Source organism: Microbulbifer sp. (genome assembly GCF_051659245.1).
Taxonomy (GTDB): Bacteria; Pseudomonadota; Gammaproteobacteria; order Pseudomonadales; family Cellvibrionaceae; genus Microbulbifer.
This window is the reverse complement of sequence record NZ_JBOFOC010000008.1, coordinates 1-16,659: the sequence shown is the minus strand read 5'-3', so window position 1 is coordinate 16,659 and position 16,659 is coordinate 1. Positions and strand designations below refer to the sequence as shown.

Annotated in this window: 12 protein-coding genes, 1 tRNA gene and 1 pseudogene; all 14 read left to right on the top strand. The window is 61.2% G+C overall.

Annotated features, from left to right (window positions below; translation table 11 throughout):
* Positions 1–323 (top strand): annotated as a pseudogene (tuf, locus tag ACRC0P_RS00715) (elongation factor Tu); the annotation flags it as partial.
* Between the two features lie 142 nt (positions 324–465).
* A tRNA-Trp gene (locus tag ACRC0P_RS00710) sits at positions 466–541 on the top strand.
* A 49-nt stretch (positions 542–590) separates the two neighbouring features.
* Complete coding sequence (secE, locus tag ACRC0P_RS00705) at positions 591–959, top strand: preprotein translocase subunit SecE (RefSeq protein ID WP_438627517.1); 369 nt, start codon at positions 591–593, stop codon at positions 957–959.
* 10 nt (positions 960–969) lie between these two features.
* Entirely contained in the window at positions 970–1,503 is a 534-nt protein-coding gene (gene nusG / locus ACRC0P_RS00700; RefSeq protein ID WP_438627515.1) for a transcription termination/antitermination protein NusG, read from the top strand.
* A gap of 198 nt (positions 1,504–1,701) precedes the next feature.
* On the top strand, positions 1,702–2,133 hold the full coding sequence (rplK, locus tag ACRC0P_RS00695) for a 50S ribosomal protein L11 (RefSeq protein ID WP_438627513.1): 432 nt from the start codon (positions 1,702–1,704) through the stop codon (positions 2,131–2,133).
* On the top strand, positions 2,134–2,829 hold the full coding sequence (gene rplA, locus ACRC0P_RS00690) for a 50S ribosomal protein L1 (protein WP_438627511.1): 696 nt from the start codon (positions 2,134–2,136) through the stop codon (positions 2,827–2,829). It abuts the gene before it with no gap.
* Positions 2,830–3,100: 271 nt separating this feature from the next.
* Positions 3,101–3,595, top strand: coding sequence for a 50S ribosomal protein L10 (rplJ, locus tag ACRC0P_RS00685; RefSeq protein WP_438627509.1), 495 nt, complete (start codon positions 3,101–3,103; stop codon positions 3,593–3,595).
* Between the two features lie 73 nt (positions 3,596–3,668).
* Positions 3,669–4,037, top strand: a complete 369-nt coding sequence (gene rplL, locus ACRC0P_RS00680) for a 50S ribosomal protein L7/L12 (RefSeq protein ID WP_438627508.1) — start codon at positions 3,669–3,671, stop codon at positions 4,035–4,037.
* A gap of 457 nt (positions 4,038–4,494) precedes the next feature.
* On the top strand, positions 4,495–8,568 hold the full coding sequence (gene rpoB / locus ACRC0P_RS00675) for a DNA-directed RNA polymerase subunit beta (protein WP_438627506.1): 4,074 nt from the start codon (positions 4,495–4,497) through the stop codon (positions 8,566–8,568).
* A gap of 112 nt (positions 8,569–8,680) precedes the next feature.
* The gene (rpoC, locus tag ACRC0P_RS00670) at positions 8,681–12,910 is read left to right on the top strand and encodes a DNA-directed RNA polymerase subunit beta' (protein ID WP_438627504.1); all 4,230 of its coding nucleotides are present in this window, start codon (positions 8,681–8,683) and stop codon (positions 12,908–12,910) included.
* Between the two features lie 314 nt (positions 12,911–13,224).
* Positions 13,225–13,599: a 30S ribosomal protein S12 gene (gene rpsL / locus ACRC0P_RS00665; protein ID WP_067150990.1), complete on the top strand. Its 375-nt coding sequence runs from the start codon at positions 13,225–13,227 to the stop codon at positions 13,597–13,599.
* A 115-nt stretch (positions 13,600–13,714) separates the two neighbouring features.
* Entirely contained in the window at positions 13,715–14,185 is a 471-nt protein-coding gene (gene rpsG, locus ACRC0P_RS00660; RefSeq protein ID WP_183463850.1) for a 30S ribosomal protein S7, read from the top strand.
* Positions 14,186–14,304: 119 nt separating this feature from the next.
* On the top strand, positions 14,305–16,410 hold the full coding sequence (gene fusA, locus ACRC0P_RS00655) for an elongation factor G (RefSeq protein ID WP_438627501.1): 2,106 nt from the start codon (positions 14,305–14,307) through the stop codon (positions 16,408–16,410).
* Between the two features lie 89 nt (positions 16,411–16,499).
* The coding region (locus tag ACRC0P_RS00650; RefSeq protein ID WP_438627519.1) for a GTP-binding protein at positions 16,500–16,659 on the top strand (160 nt) is incomplete at its 3' end.

Genomic DNA, 16,659 nt, shown 5'->3' with positions numbered 1-16,659 from the left:
AGCGCGGCCAGGTCCTGGCCAAGCCGGGTTCCATCACCCCGCACACCAAATTCGAAGCGGAAGTGTACGTACTGTCGAAGGACGAAGGCGGCCGTCACACCCCCTTCTTCAAGGGCTACCGTCCGCAGTTCTACTTCCGCACCACCGACGTCACTGGCGCCTGTGAACTGCCGGAAGGCACCGAAATGGTCATGCCGGGCGACAACGTACAGATGAAAGTCACCCTGATCGCCCCTATCGCCATGGAAGAAGGCCTGCGCTTCGCGGTTCGCGAAGGCGGCCGTACCGTTGGCGCGGGCGTTGTGGCCAAAATCATCGAGTAAGCTGGGCGCGGGACGCCAGCCCGTCTGCGGGTCGAAAGGCCCGCAAAATACCCGTTGATCGAGGGCGGATCTGGTGCTAGACTCCGCTCCCTTGTTTTTCGGTCGCTGATGCAAAAATGTGCAGTGGCGTCCGGTTGTTCTTAGGCCAGTGGCTCAATTGGTAGAGCATCGGTCTCCAAAACCGAGGGTTGGGGGTTCGAGTCCCTCCTGGCCTGCCATTTCCAGATGCTGGTTTCTAGAGAGTAGAAACTAGAAAGGCTTCTGTATATGAATGCTAAAGTAGAGGCGAAAACCTTTCGTCTTGATGGCCTGAAGTGGCTGCTGGTGGTGTTGTTGGTTGGCACCGCGGTGGCGGGCAATTCCTATTACGCCGATTTCCCCCTTCTCTACCGCGTGCTGGCGATTGTTGCGCTCTGCCTGGTAGCGCTGGGTGTTGCGGTCAATACCGCCAAGGGCAATGCCTTTTGGAATCTCCTGCGGGAGGCCCAGACAGAGGTGCGGCGGGTTGTCTGGCCGAGCCGCCAGGAGGCGACGCAGACCACGCTGATCGTGGTGGTGATTACGTTGATTACGGCGCTGATCCTGTGGGCGCTGGATTCCGCCCTGGGTTGGGCGGCATCCAAGGTTATCGGCTAAAGGTTGACGCATGGCTAAGCATTGGTACGTGGTTCAGGCTTACTCCGGCTATGAGAAGCGCGTTGCGTCTTCCCTGAAGGAGCGCATCGAGCTGCACGAAATGGATCACTTGTTCGGCGAGGTGCTGGTGCCCACCGAAGAGGTGGTTGAGATGCGCGCCGGACAAAAGCGCAAGAGCGAGCGCAAGTTCTTCCCCGGCTATGTGCTGGTGGAGATGGAACTGAACGACGATACCTGGCACTTGGTGAAAGAGACCCCGCGCGTGCTGGGTTTTATCGGCGGCAAGGCGGACAGGCCGGCGCCGATCACCGATCGCGAAGCCCAGGCTATCCTGAATCGCATCGACGACTCTGTCGACAAGCCCAAACCCAAGACTCTGTTCGAGCCCGGCGAGATGGTGCGGGTCACCGACGGGCCGTTCAACGACTTCAATGGTGTGGTGGAAGAGGTCAACTACGAGAAGAGCCGCCTGCGTGTGGCGGTGTTGATCTTCGGCCGCTCCACCCCGGTAGAACTGGAGTTCGGTCAGGTAGAGAAGTCCTGAGTGAATCCGGCAGGGCCGGACTCATGAAATTTGCCCCCTTTCGCTCTGTGGCGAAAGGGGGCTTTCGCGTCTCTGCGCGTCCATGCGTTCGTGGAGACACCCGGGGAGCCGAGCGCTGCAGTCCAATCTGTTCAGCGCAGGCGCTAGACCCATCAAGGATTGACGCATTTTTGCGCAAATCCTCACAGGAGAGCTGTAATGGCTAAGAAAATCGAAGCTTACATCAAGCTGCAAGTCAAGGCCGGTCAGGCCAACCCGAGCCCGCCCGTCGGCCCCGCGCTGGGTCAGCACGGCGTGAACATCATGGAGTTCTGTAAGGCGTTCAACGCCCAGACTCAGAATATCGAGCCGGGCCTGCCGGTGCCGGTAGTGATCTCTGTGTACAGCGATCGCTCCTTCACCTTCATTATGAAGTCCCCGCCTGCCGCAGTACTGCTGCGCAAGGCCGCGAAGATCAAGAGTGGTTCCGGTCGCCCGAACACCGACAAGGTGGGCAAGGTAACCCGTGCCCAGTTGGAAGAAATCGCTACTGTCAAAATGGCAGACCTGACTGCATCCGATATGGACGCGGCCGTGCGCACTATCGCCGGGTCCGCACGCAGTGCCGGTATCGAAGTGGAGGGACTGTAAGTGGCTAAGTTGAGCAAGCGCCAGCGCGCTATCGCTGAGAAAGTGGAAGCCGGAAAAGCCTACGGCATCGACGATGCACTGGTCCTGCTGAAAGAGCTGTCCAATGTGAAGTTTGCGGAAACCGTGGACGCCTCCATCAATTTGGGTATCGATCCGCGCAAATCCGATCAGGCGGTTCGCGGCGCCACCACCCTGCCTCACGGCACCGGTAAGGATGTGCGCGTAGCCGTGTTCACCCAGGGTGCCAACGCCGATGCAGCAAAAGAAGCCGGCGCCGACCTGGTGGGTATGGACGAACTGGCGGCCGAAGTGAAGGCCGGCAAGATGGATTTCGACGTGGTGATCGCCTCCCCGGACGCGATGCGCGTTGTCGGCCAACTGGGCCAGATCCTCGGTCCCCGCGGCCTGATGCCGAACCCGAAGACCGGCACTGTGACTCCGGATGTGGTTACTGCGGTGAAAAACGCCAAGGCCGGCCAGGTGCGATTCCGCGCCGACAAGGGCGGCATTATCCACGGTGGTATCGGTAAGGTGAGCTTTGATCCGAAAGCGATCAAGGAGAACCTGGAGGCGCTGGTGGCGGATCTGAAGAAGGTCAAGCCCGCGTCCGCCAAGGGTGTCTACCTGAAGAAGATCACCCTGAGCACCACCATGGGTCCGGGCCTGACCATCGACCAGGCCTCCCTGAGCATTTAACTGCTGGGAGCGCCGAGCTCCAGCTCGGCTTGCGGGCCGAAGGCCCGCTGTTTCCTCGCAAAACCGAACTTTGGGGTCCGCTATGCACTGCACAGCGGGCCGTCAAAGACCGTAGGTGCCGCGCGAACACCGGTTCGCAGGCTTAATCCGGACGGAGAGTCCGAACCTACGCAGACGGTGTGCCCAAACCAGTATTTTTGCTGGATTTGAGCTGCCGGAACGGGATCGGGAGCGGTATTCCCGGTCTTTTTTCAAATCCAGGAGTGACACTATGGCTATTGGACTCGAAGACAAGAAAGCGATTGTCGCAGAAGTCCAGCAAGCTGCTGAGGGCGCCCTGTCGGCGGTGATCGCGGATTCCCGCGGCGTTACCGTGAACGACATGACCGCCCTGCGCAAAGAGGCTCGCGAGAACGGCGTTTGGTTGAAAGTCGTCCGCAACACTCTGGCGCGTCGCGCTCTTGCCGGTACCGAATACGAATGTCTCCTAGAGAAGTTCGTCGGCCCCAGCCTGATTGCCTTTTCCAACGAACACCCGGGTGCCGGTGCGCGCATCCTGTCGGCGTTCGCAAAGGGAAATGACAAGCTGGAGCTGAAAGGTGCCGCCTTCGAAGGCGCTGTCGCCGATGTCGCCTTGTTGGCAACCCTGCCGACATACGACGAAGCGATCGCCAAACTGATGAGCGTGTTGAAAGAAGCATCTGCTGGCAAGCTGGTCCGCACCATTGCGGCCATTCGCGACCAGAAAGAGCAGGAAGCGGCCTGATTCACTATTGAACGGCTGTCTTTTCAATGAATTTACGAGCAGCCCGCTGCTCAAACAAATTGGGTACTGACTCATGTCTCTGACTAAAGAAGATATCATCAACGCAGTTGCTGAAATGTCCGTGAAGGACGTTGTCGAGCTGATCGAAGCGATGGAAGAGAAGTTCGGCGTAACTGCCGCTGCTGCGGTTGTAGCCGGCCCGGCTGCCGGTGAAGCGGCTGCGGAAGAGAAGGACGAGTTCGACGTAATCCTGGCTTCCGCCGGCGAGAAGAAAGTAAACGTGATCAAGGCGGTTCGCGGCATCACCGGCCTGGGCCTGAAGGAAGCCAAGGCGCTGGTAGACGGCGCTCCGGCTCCGCTGAAAGAAGGCGTGAGCAAGGACGAAGCCGAAGAGGCGAAGAAGCAGCTGGAAGAAGCTGGCGCAACGGTAGAGCTGAAGTAATTCGGTTGTTGCGCAGCCGCCCGGCGTTTTTTGCGACGGGTGGCGACAAGGCTGGTGGACTTTTGTCCGCCGGCCTTTTTGCCGTTTTCGGCAGTGAGGTTTTCGGGCTTCTCAGTGTGTTTTTTGATTGAAGAAAATGTGACCGCTGAGACAACAGATACACCTTAACGCACTCTGTGCGCCGCTGAAAAGCGCAAGTGCTCGAGAGATTTCCGACCAGTGCAGTGAAGACTGTATTGCTCAGAGGCTTCTCGCCCGGAGGTGGAAAACCGAAAGGAAAACCGGGGTCAGAGTAAAATTGGAAAACCGGGGTCAGAGTAAAATTATTTTTAATGGCGCAGCCATTCAATTTTTCAAATTGGAAAATGATTTTACTCTGACCCCGGTTTTCCACTCTGGCCCCGGCTTTCCCGGTTTTCCCACGAAGTCTTGTCACCGATCAAGCTGGGGAATATGAATGGCTTACTCATACACTGAGAAAAAACGTATCCGCAAGGATTTTGGCAAACTGCCGAAGGTCATGGATGTGCCTTTCCTGCTTGCGATACAGCTGGACTCCTATCGCAAATTTACACAGGCCGACAAGCGCCCCGATGACCGGCTGGATATCGGGCTGCAGGCGGCGTTCAAGTCCGTATTTCCAATTGTCAGCTATTCCGGCAACGCCGCTCTGGAGTATGTGAGCTACCAGCTGGGCAAGCCGGCGTTCGATGTCAAGGAGTGCACCCTGCGCGGTGTCACTTACGCCTGCCCTCTGCGGGTGCGCGTGCGCCTGATCATCTACGACAAAGAGTCTGCAAGTAAGTCCATCAAGGACATCAAAGAGCAGGAAGTGTACATGGGCGAGATTCCGCTCATGACGGATAACGGTACCTTCGTGATCAACGGTACCGAGCGCGTGATTGTTTCCCAGCTGCACCGCTCCCCGGGTGTATTCTTCGATCACGACAAGGGCAAGACCCACTCCTCAGGCAAACTGTTGTACGCCGCGCGCGTGATCCCCTACCGCGGCTCCTGGCTGGACTTCGAGTTCGACCCGAAAGACCTGGTCTATGTGCGCATCGACCGCCGCCGCAAACTGCCGGCGACCATCCTGCTGCGCGCCCTGGGCTACGGCTCCCAGGAAATGCTGGAAATGTTTTTCGAGACCAGCAGATTCGAACTGCACGAGGACAATGTCAGCCTGGAGCTGATCCCCTCGCGCCTGCGCGGTGACGTCGCCTCTTTCGATATCAAGGACGGCAAGGGCAAGGTGATCGTCGAGGATGGCCGCCGCATTACCCCGCGCCATATCCGCCAGTTGGAAAAGGCCGGCGTGGAGCGTCTGGAGGCACCGCTGGACTACCTCTACGGCCGCGTACTGGCCCACGACATCGTGGACGAGTCCACCGGCGAAGTGGCGGTCGAGTGCAACACCGAAATCACCGAAGAGGTGCTGGGCAAGCTGAAGGCGCTGAATATCAGCAAATTCGAAACCCTGTACACCAACGACCTGGATCGCGGCCCGTTTGTTTCCGACACCCTGCGCGCCGACCCGTCGCGTACCCAACTGGAAGCGCTGGTGGAAATCTACCGCATGATGCGCCCCGGCGAACCGCCCACCAAGGAGTCCGCCGAGTCCCTGTTCGACAACCTCTTCTTCACCGAAGAGCGCTACGACCTGTCCGCGGTCGGCCGCATGAAGTTCAACCGCCGCCTGGGGCGGGAGGACGAGACCGGCGCGGGCACCCTGAGCAAGGAAGATATCGTCGACGTCCTCAAGACGCTGATCGATATCCGCAACGGCCAGGGCATGGTGGACGACATTGACCACCTGGGTAACCGCCGTGTGCGCTCCGTGGGCGAAATGGCCGAAAACCAGTTCCGTGTGGGCCTGGTACGGGTCGAGCGCGCGGTGAAAGAGCGCCTGTCCATGGCCGAATCCGAGGGCCTGATGCCCCAGGACCTGATCAACGCCAAGCCGGTGGCGGCGGCGGTGAAGGAGTTCTTCGGCTCCTCGCAGCTGTCCCAGTTTATGGACCAGAACAACCCGCTGTCGGAAGTGACCCACAAGCGCCGCGTCTCCGCTCTCGGCCCCGGCGGCCTGACCCGCGAGCGCGCCGGCTTCGAGGTGCGCGACGTGCACCCGACCCACTACGGCCGCGTGTGCCCGATCGAGACCCCGGAAGGTCCGAACATCGGCCTGATCAACTCTCTGGCCACCTATGCCCGCGCCAACCACTACGGTTTCCTGGAGAGCCCCTACCGCAAGGTGGTAAACGGCCAGGTGACCGACGAGATCGAATATCTGTCCGCGATCAACGAGGCCAACTTCGTGATCGCCCAGGCGTCCGCGGCGGTGGATGATCAGGGCCGCTTTACCGACGATCTGGTGAGCGTGCGGCACCAGAACGAATTCTCCCTGAAGACGCCGGACGAAATCCAGTATATGGACGTGTCCGCGCGCCAGGTGGTTTCAGTAGCCGCGGCCATGATCCCGTTCCTGGAGCACGACGATGCGAACCGCGCACTCATGGGCTCGAACATGCAGCGTCAGGCAGTGCCGACCCTGCGCGCCGAGAAGCCGCTGGTGGGCACCGGAATGGAGCGCACCGTGGCGCGCGACTCCGGCGTCTGTGTGGTGGCCAGGCGCGGCGGCGTGATTGAGCGTGTGGATGCCAGCCGAGTGGTGGTGCGCGTCGCTGACGAAGAAGTGGAAGCGGGTGAGGCCGGTGTGGATATCTACGGCCTCACCAAGTACACCCGCTCCAACCAGAACACCTGCATCAACCAGCGCCCGATCGTGAAAACCGGCGACGTGGTGGAGCGCGGCGATATCCTCGCCGACGGCCCCTCTGTGGACCTGGGCGAGCTGGCCCTGGGCCAGAATATGCGCATCGCGTTCATGCCCTGGAACGGCTACAACTTCGAGGACTCCATCCTGGTTTCCGAGCGCGTGGTGCAGGAGGACCGCTTCACCACCATCCATATCCAGGAGCTGACCTGTATCGCCCGCGACACCAAGCTGGGCAGTGAGGAGATCACCGCGGATATCCCCAACGTGGGCGAATCCGCGCTGAACAAGCTGGACGAGTCCGGCATCGTGTACATCGGCGCGGAAGTGGGTCCGGGCGACATCCTGGTGGGCAAGGTAACGCCGAAGGGCGAGGCCCAGCTGACCCCGGAGGAGAAACTGCTGCGCGCCATCTTCGGCGAGAAGGCGTCCGACGTGAAGGACACCTCCCTGCGCGCCCCCAGCGGGGCCCGCGGCACCGTGATCGACGTGCAGGTGTTCACCCGTGACGGCCTGCAGAAAGACCAGCGCTCCATCGATATCGAGAAGGCGCAGCTGGACGAAGTGCGCAAGGACCTGAACGAGGAATACCGCATCGTCGAGGCGGCCACTTTCGAGCGCCTGCAGGCGGCGCTGGAAGGCCAGAAGGCCGCCGGCGGCAAGGGCGTCAAGAAGGGCGACGTGCTCACCGCGGAGGTGTTGTCCCAACTGGCGCGGGAGGACTGGTTCAAGCTGCGCATGGGCGAAGAGAGCCTGAACGAGCAGTTGGAGAAAGCCGAGGCCCAACTGAAGGAGCGCCGCAAGCTGCTCGACGAAGCCTTCGAGGACAAGAAGAAGAAACTGGAATCCGGCGACGACCTGGCGCCGGGCGTGCTGAAAATCGTCAAGGTCTATCTGGCGATCAAGCGCCGTATCCAGCCCGGCGACAAGATGGCCGGCCGCCACGGCAACAAGGGTGTTATCTCGGTGATCAAGCCGGTCGAGGACATGCCCTACGACGAAAACGGCGAGCCGGTGGACATCGTCCTCAACCCGCTGGGTGTTCCCTCGCGGATGAACGTGGGCCAGGTGCTGGAAATGCACCTGGGCATGGCCGCCAAGGGCCTGGGCGCCAAGATCGACCGCATGATCAAGGAGCAGCAGGAAGCGAAGAAAATCCGCGGATTCCTGGAGGAGGTCTATAACTCCACCGGCGGCCGGGTCGAGGAACTGGACCAGTTGTCCGATCGCGAGATCCTGGCGATGGCGGAGAACCTGCGCAGCGGCGTGCCCATGGCCACCCCGGTGTTCGACGGTGCCAACGAGCACGAGCTCAAGCAGTTGCTGCGCCTGGCGGATGTGCCGGAGTCCGGGCAGATCACCCTGCACGACGGCCGTACCGGCGACGCATTCGAGCGCCCGGTCACCGTGGGCTATATGTACATGCTCAAGCTGAACCACCTGGTGGACGACAAGATGCACGCGCGTTCCACCGGCTCCTACAGCCTGGTCACCCAGCAGCCGCTGGGCGGCAAGGCGCAGTTCGGCGGCCAGCGTTTCGGGGAGATGGAGGTCTGGGCGCTGGAAGCCTATGGCGCCGCCTACACCCTGCAGGAAATGCTCACGGTCAAATCCGACGACGTGGAAGGGCGGACCAAGATGTACAAGAACATCGTGGACTCCGATCACCGCATGGAGCCGGGAATGCCCGAATCCTTCAACGTACTGGTCAAGGAAATCCGCTCCCTCGGCATGAACTTCGAGCTGGAGCACGAGTGAGCGGAATGCGGGATAGCATTCCCGCAGCACCGGATATGTAGGATGGGCAAAGCGAAGCGTGCCCATCAAACTAGATACCTGTATCTAGAAACCTGTTTCTAGGAGAAAGGCCTTGAAAGATTTGTTAAACCTGGTGAAAGCCCAGGAACAGCTGGAAGAATTCGACGCTATCCGTATCGGCTTGGCGTCTCCGGATATGATCCGCTCCTGGTCCTACGGCGAAGTGAAGAAGCCGGAGACCATCAACTACCGCACCTTCAAACCGGAGCGCGAGGGCCTGTTCTGTGCCAAGATCTTCGGCCCGGTGAAGGACTACGAGTGCCTGTGCGGCAAGTACAAGCGCATGAAGCACCGCGGCATCATCTGCGAGAAGTGCGGTGTCGAGGTGACCAAGGCCAAGGTGCGCCGCGAGCGCATGGGCCATATCGAACTGGCCAGCCCGGTGGCGCACATCTGGTTCCTGAAATCCCTGCCGTCCCGTATCGGTCTGCTGCTGGACATGACCCTGCGCGATATCGAGCGGGTGCTGTATTTCGAATCCTATGTGGTCACCGATCCGGGCATGACCAGCCTGGAGCGCGGCCAACTGCTGAACGACGAGCAGTACTTTGAGGCGATGGAAGAGTTTGCCGACGAGTTCGAGGCCAAAATGGGCGCCGAGGCGATCCAGGAGCTGATGCACGACATCGACCTGCCGGCGGAAATCCAGCGCCTGCGCGAGGAGATCCCGGCCACCAACTCCGAGACCAAGATCAAGAAGCTGTCCAAGCGCCTGAAGCTGCTGGAGGCCTTCTACAAGTCCGGCAACGACCCTGAGTGGATGATCATGCAGGCACTGCCGGTGCTGCCGCCGGACCTGCGCCCGCTGGTGCCCCTGGACGGCGGCCGCTTCGCGACCTCCGACCTGAACGACCTGTACCGCCGGGTAATCAACCGCAACAACCGCCTGAAGCGCCTGCTCGAGCTGAACGCGCCGGATATCATCGTGCGCAATGAAAAACGCATGTTGCAGGAATCCGTGGACGCGCTGCTGGACAACGGCCGCCGCGGCCGCGCCATCACCGGTTCCAACAAGCGCCCGCTGAAGTCCCTCGCGGACATGATCAAGGGCAAGCAGGGCCGCTTCCGCCAGAACCTGCTGGGCAAGCGCGTGGATTACTCCGGCCGCTCCGTGATCGTGGTCGGCCCGACCCTGCGCCTGCACCAGTGCGGTCTGCCCAAGAAGATGGCCCTGGAGCTGTTCAAGCCGTTTATTTTCGGCAAGCTGGAAGCCCGCGGCCTGGCCACCACCATCAAGGCGGCCAAGAAAATGGTCGAGCGCGAAGAGGCGGTGGTCTGGGACATCCTCGACGAGGTGATCCGCGAGCACCCAGTGCTGCTGAACCGCGCCCCGACCCTGCACCGCCTGGGTATCCAGGCGTTCGAGCCGGTGCTGATTGAAGGCAAGGCGATCCAGTTGCACCCGCTGGTGTGTGCGGCCTATAACGCCGACTTCGACGGCGACCAGATGGCGGTGCACGTACCGCTGACCATCGAGGCGCAGCTTGAAAGCCGCGCGCTGATGATGTCCACCAATAACATCCTGTCCCCGGCCAACGGCGAGCCGATCATCGTGCCGTCCCAGGACGTGGTATTGGGCCTCTACTGGATGACCCGCGAGCGCGTCAACGACAAAGGCGAGGGCATGTTCTTCTCCGATATCAAGGAGGTGAGCCGCGCTTACTACGCCAAGCAGGTGGGTCTGCAGGCGAGGGTGAAGGTGCGCATCCGCGAGGTGATCGTCGGCGAGGACGGCGAGAAGCGCGAGCAGCGCACCATTTACGACACTACAGTCGGCCGTGCGCTGCTGTGGAATATCGTGCCGGACGGCCTCGGTTTCGACCTGGTCAACAAGGCCATGAACAAGAAGGCCATCTCGCGCATCCTCAACCAGTGCTACCGCCTGGTGGGCCTGAAGGCAACGGTCATCTTCGCCGACCAACTGATGTACACAGGTTTCGATTTCTCCACCAAGTCCGGCTCCTCCATCGGCGTGAACGACTTTGAGATCCCGGCGGCCAAGGCCGAGCTGATCGCCGCCGCGGAGGCGGAGGTGAAGGAGATCGAGAGCCAGTTCGCCTCCGGCCTGGTTACCGCCGGCGAGAAATACAACAAAGTCATCGACGTCTGGTCGCGCACCAACGACCGCGTGACCCAGTCCATGATGGACGGCATCCGCAAGGAGAAGGTGATCGACCGCGACGGCAAGGAGACCGAGCAGGACTCCTTTAACTCCGTGTACATGTACGCCGACTCCGGTGCGCGGGGTTCCGAGGCGCAGATCCGCCAGCTCGCCGGTATGCGCGGCCTGATGGCGCGTCCGGATGGCTCCATTATCGAGAACGCCATTACCGCGAACTTCCGCGAGGGTCTGAACGTACTGCAGTACTTCATCTCCACCCACGGCGCCCGCAAGGGGCTGGCGGATACCGCATTGAAGACCGCCAACTCCGGTTACCTGACCCGCCGCCTGGTGGACGTGGCCCAGGACGTGGTGGTGACCGAGCCCGACTGCGGCACCGACGACGGTCTGACCATGGCGCCGGTGATCGAGGGCGGCGACGTGATCGAATCCCTGGGCGACCGCATCCTCGGCCGCGTGGTTGCGCGCGATGTGCTCAGGCCGGGCACCGACGAGATCGCCGTATCCGCCGGTACCATGATCGACGAAGCCTGGGTCGAGCGCATCGAGACCATGGGTATCGACGAAGTGATCGTGCGCTCGCCGATTACCTGTGAGACCGCCCACGGTATCTGCTCCCAGTGCTACGGCCGCGACCTGGCTCGCGGTCACCGCGCCAATTCCGGCGAGGCGGTGGGCGTGGTCGCTGCCCAGTCCATCGGTGAGCCGGGCACCCAGCTGACCATGCGGACCTTCCACATCGGGGGTGCGGCCAGCCGCGCCTCCGCGGCGGACAGCATCCAGGTGAAGCAGCCGGGTACTGTGCGCCTGCACAATGTGAAGACGGTAAAAGCGGAGAACGGTGTCCTGGTAGCGGTGTCCCGCTCCGGTGAACTGGCCGTCGCCGACAGTGCCGGCCGCGAACGCGAACGCTACAAGCTCCCCTACGGTGCCGGCATCACCGTGGGAGAGGGCGCCGAGGTGGACGGCGGCCAGGTAGTGGCCAAGTGGGACCCGCACACCCACCCGATCATCACCGAGGTGGCCGGCTGGGTGAAACTGTCCGGCATGGAAGAGGGGCTGTCGATCCGCAAGCAGACCGACGAGATTACCGGCCTGTCCTCCATCGAGGTGATCGACCCGGCGGAGCGCCCGTCCGCGGGCAAAGACCTGCGCCCGGCGGTGACCCTGGTGGACGAGAGCGGCAACGAACTGACCCTGGCCAACAGCAACGCGCCGGCGCATTACGCGCTGCCGCCGCGGGCCATCCTCAGCCTGGCCGATGGCGACAAGGTGAATGTGGGCGATATCGTTGCGCGTATTCCGCAGGAATCCGGCGGCACCAAGGATATCACCGGCGGTCTGCCGCGGGTGGCCGACCTGTTCGAGGCGCGCAAGCCGAAGGAGCCGTCCATCCTGGCGGAGATCTCCGGGACCGTGTCGTTCGGCAAGGAAACCAAGGGCAAAGTACGTCTGCAGATCACCCCGACCGACGGCAAGCCGCTGGCGAACGGCAAGGATCACTACGAGGTGTTGATCCCGAAACACCGCCAGCTGACCGTGTTCGAAGGTGAGACCGTTGAGAAGGGTGAGGTTATTTCCGACGGTCCGTCCAACCCGCACGACATTCTGCGCCTGAAAGGCGTGGAGGAACTGGCCCGCTACATCACCAATGAAATCCAGGAGGTCTACCGCCTCCAGGGTGTGGGCATCAACGACAAGCATATCGAAGTGATCGTGCGCCAGATGCTGCGCAAGGTGGAGATCACCGAGATGGGCGATTCCGAGTTCATCAAGGGCGACCAGGTGGAGTATCAGCGGGTCATCGAGGAGAACGTGCGCCTGCGCGCCGAGGACAAGCAGCCGGCCCAGTTTGAGCGCCTGCTGCTGGGTATCACCAAGGCGTCTCTGGCCACCGAGTCCTTCCTGTCCGCGGCCTCCTTCCAGGAGACCACCCGCGTCCTCACCGAGGCGTCGGTCACCGGCAAGGAAGACCGCCTGCGCGGCCTGAAGGAAAACGTTGTTGTAGGTCGCCTGATCCCTGCGGGTACCGGCCTTGCGCACCACCTGGAGCGCAAACGCAGACGCAGCCTGCAGCTGGAGGAAACTTTCGGCGAGGGGCCGTCCGCGGCGGAAGTGGAAGCGGCACTGACCGAAGCCCTGAAGTCCTCCGGCGAATGATGAAAGCGGAATGCGGAATGCGGAATACGCGGTCTGGCTCTGTGCTGTAGGAGCGGCCGTTGGCCGCGATCCGGCTCCCGGCTAGCACCGGGGCTGATCGCGGTCGAGGAGTCGCCCTGCGGCACATGGCCAGATCGCGATTCCGCATTCAGCATTCATCATTCCGCATTGACTGGGCGCGGTCGCGCCTATAGAATGCGGCCCCCGCTTATATGGGGTGTGCTGCCCGGCTTTCAGGCCGCCAGCTGGCACACACAGACGATTGGGCCCCCGCTCTCGAAGGTGGGGGCGTTTTATTTTTGGAGTGATTTTTAATGGCAACGATCAACCAGTTGGTTCGTAAGCCGAGAAAACGCAAAGTCGAGAAAAGCGACGTTCCCGCCCTGCAGGCCAGCCCGCAGCGCCGTGGAGTCTGCACCCGCGTGTACACCACTACACCGAAGAAGCCGAACTCCGCACTGCGCAAGGTCTGCCGTGTGCGCCTGACCAACGGTTACGAAGTGACTTCGTACATCGGCGGTGAGGGCCACAACCTGCAGGAGCACAGCGTGGTGCTGATTCGCGGCGGTCGTGTAAAAGACCTGCCGGGTGTGCGCTACCACACGGTGCGAGGTGCACTGGACTGTGCCGGCGTCAACGACCGCAAGCAGGGCCGTTCCAAGTACGGCGCCAAGCGTCCCAAAGGTTGATTGACCTTTATTTGACTCATTGCGTTTCGGTTTTCCAACCGGAGTAAGGCTGAGCTCGCCGGATTGTATTGGTTTACGGCGGCGTCTCAGAGCAACCCTGAAGAGAGGCAATCCCATGCCAAGAAGACGAGTAGTCGCCAAGCGCGAAGTGCTGCCCGACCCCAAGTTCGGGAACGTCACCCTCGCCAAGTTCATGAACCACGTCATGATCAGCGGCAAGAAATCCGTTGCAGAGAGCATCGTTTACGGTGCCCTGGATATGGTTTCTGAAAAACTGAACAAAGACCCCATCGAAGTTTTCGAAGAGTCCCTGGAAAATATTGCGCCTATGGTGGAAGTAAAGTCCCGCCGCGTTGGTGGTGCGACTTACCAGGTGCCGGTAGAAGTGCGTCCCTCGCGCCGCATGGCTCTGGCAATGCGTTGGCTGGTAGAGTTCTCCCGCAAGCGCGGCGAGAAGTCCATGGCCCAGCGCCTGGCCAACGAAATGATCGACGCCTCCCAGAGCAAGGGCGGTGCGGTCAAGAAGCGTGAAGACGTGCACCGTATGGCGGAAGCCAACAAGGCGTTCTCTCACTATCGTTTTTAGGTAGTGGCGCTTCTGAGTCTGATGATTACCACCATCGGAAATTAATACCGAAAGGCAGCGCGGACCTAGATTTAGTTGTAGGCCAGGCTGCCTTTTGCCGTTATATCGAGGATACAACTGTGGCACGTAAAACGCCTATCGAACGCTATCGCAATATCGGTATCTGCGCCCACGTAGATGCCGGTAAGACCACCACCACCGAGCGCGTACTCTTCTACACCGGTCTGTCCCACAAAATCGGCGAAGTGCACGACGGCGCCGCCACCATGGACTGGATGGAGCAGGAGCAGGAACGCGGTATCACCATTACCTCCGCGGCGACCACCTGTTTCTGGGCCGGTATGCAGCAGCAGTTCCCGCAGCACCGCGTCAACATCATCGACACTCCCGGACACGTGGATTTCACCATCGAGGTGGAGCGTTCCCTGCGTGTGCTGGACGGCGCCGTAGTGGTACTGTGCGGCTCCTCCGGCGTGCAGCCGCAGACCGAAACCGTGTGGCGCCAGGCCGACAAGTACGAAGTGCCGCGCATGGTTTTCGTGAACAAGATGGACCGCGCCGGGGCCAACTTCCGCTACGTGGTCAAGCAGCTCAAAGACCGCCTGAACGCCAACGCGGTACCGCTGCAGATGACCATCGGCGCCGAGGACGATTTCAAAGGCGTGGTCGACCTGGTGAAGATGAAAGCCATCATCTGGAACGAAGATGACGCCGGCATGACCTTCACCTACGAAGACATCCCCGCCGACCTGCAGGACGAGTGCGAAGAGATGCATGAGTTCCTGGTGGAAGCGGCTGCGGAAGCCAGCGAAGAGCTGATGGAAAAATATCTGGAGGAAGGCGAGCTTTCCGAAGAGGAAATCAAGGCCGGTATCCGCCAGCGCACCCTGGCCAACGAGATCGTTCCGGTCCTGGGCGGCTCTGCATTCAAGAACAAGGGCGTACAGGCAGTGCTGGACGCGGTGATCGAGTACCTGCCGGCACCCACCGAAGTGCGCGCCATCGAGGGCACCCTGGAGGACGGCGAGACTGTCGAGACCCGCGAAGCGGACGATGATGCGCCCTTCGCCGCGCTGGCGTTCAAGATCGCCACCGACCCCTTTGTGGGCACCCTGACCTTCTTCCGCGTCTACTCCGGCAAGCTGGAGAGCGGCACCGCGGTGTACAACTCGGTGAAAATGAAGAAGGAGCGCGTCGGCCGCATGGTGCAGATGCACTCCAACGACCGCAAGGAAATTAAGGAAGTGCTGGCGGGCGATATCGCCGCGGCCATCGGCCTGAAAGACGTCACCACGGGGGACACCCTGTGCGCCGAGAACAGCAGGATCGTGCTGGAGCGCATGGAGTTCCCGGAGCCGGTAATTCACGTTGCCGTGGAGCCGAAGTCCAAGGCGGACCAGGAAAAAATGGGCGTGGCCCTGGGCAAGCTGGCCCAGGAAGACCCGTCTTTCCGTGTGAAGACCGACGAGGAGTCCGGCCAGACCATTATCGGTGGTATGGGTGAGCTGCACCTGGACATCATCGTCGACCGTATGCGCCGCGAGTTCAACGTCGAGGCGAATATCGGCAAGCCGCAGGTGGCCTACCGCGAAGCCATCCGCAATACCTCCGAGATCGAAGGCAAGTTCGTGCGCCAGTCCGGTGGTCGCGGCCAGTACGGCCATGTCTGGGTGCGCTTCGAGCCGGCGGAGGACGAGTCCGCGGAAGGTCTCGAGTTCGTCAACGAAATCGTGGGCGGCGTGGTACCCAAGGAGTACATCCCTGCGGTACAGAAAGGTATCGAAGAGCAGATGCAGAACGGCGTACTGGCGGGCTACCCGCTGCTGGGCCTGAAGGCAACCCTGTACGACGGTTCCTACCACGATGTGGACTCCAACGAAATGGCGTTTAAAATCGCTGGTTCCATGGCAACCAAGCAGCTCTCCTCCAAGGGCGGTGCGGTACTGCTGGAGCCGGTGATGAAAGTGGAAGTGGTAACCCCGGAAGAGAACATGGGCGACGTGGTCGGCGACCTCAACCGTCGCCGCGGTCTGATCCAGGGTATGGACGAAGGTCCCTCCGGCAAGGTGATCAACGCGGAAGTACCGCTGGCGGAAATGTTCGGTTACGCAACCGACCTGCGCTCCGCCACCCAGGGCCGCGCCACCTACACCATGGAGTTCCTGAAGTACGCGGAAGCGCCGAAGAACGTAGCCGATGAGATCATCGCGAAAACCAAGGCTTAAACAACCTTTGACTCAAAAGGTCTCGGGCGGCCGGCAGGTGCACAGCTCGAGGCTTCTTTGACAAACTTTTAGCTATAGAGGACACGACAGTGGCAAAAGAAAAGTTTGAACGTTCCAAGCCCCACGTGAACGTGGGCACCATCGGTCACGTAGACCACGGTAAAACCACCCTGACTGCCGCGCTGACCCGCGTTTGCTCCGAAGTTTGGGGCGGCGCTGCCGTTGCTTTTGACGGCATCGACAATGCCC

What these genes read in the sequence shown, in the direction of transcription:
- secE (WP_438627517.1), top strand. Translation starts at nt 591, where the DNA reads ATGAATGCTAAAGTAGAGGCGAAAACCTTTCGTCTTGATGGCCTGAAG.
- nusG (WP_438627515.1), top strand. Translation starts at nt 970, where the DNA reads ATGGCTAAGCATTGGTACGTGGTTCAGGCTTACTCCGGCTATGAGAAG.
- rplK (WP_438627513.1), top strand. Translation starts at nt 1,702, where the DNA reads ATGGCTAAGAAAATCGAAGCTTACATCAAGCTGCAAGTCAAGGCCGGT.
- rplJ (WP_438627509.1), top strand. Translation starts at nt 3,101, where the DNA reads ATGGCTATTGGACTCGAAGACAAGAAAGCGATTGTCGCAGAAGTCCAG.
- rplL (WP_438627508.1), top strand. Translation starts at nt 3,669, where the DNA reads ATGTCTCTGACTAAAGAAGATATCATCAACGCAGTTGCTGAAATGTCC.
- rpoB (WP_438627506.1), top strand. Translation starts at nt 4,495, where the DNA reads ATGGCTTACTCATACACTGAGAAAAAACGTATCCGCAAGGATTTTGGC.
- rpsL (WP_067150990.1), top strand. Translation starts at nt 13,225, where the DNA reads ATGGCAACGATCAACCAGTTGGTTCGTAAGCCGAGAAAACGCAAAGTC.
- rpsG (WP_183463850.1), top strand. Translation starts at nt 13,715, where the DNA reads ATGCCAAGAAGACGAGTAGTCGCCAAGCGCGAAGTGCTGCCCGACCCC.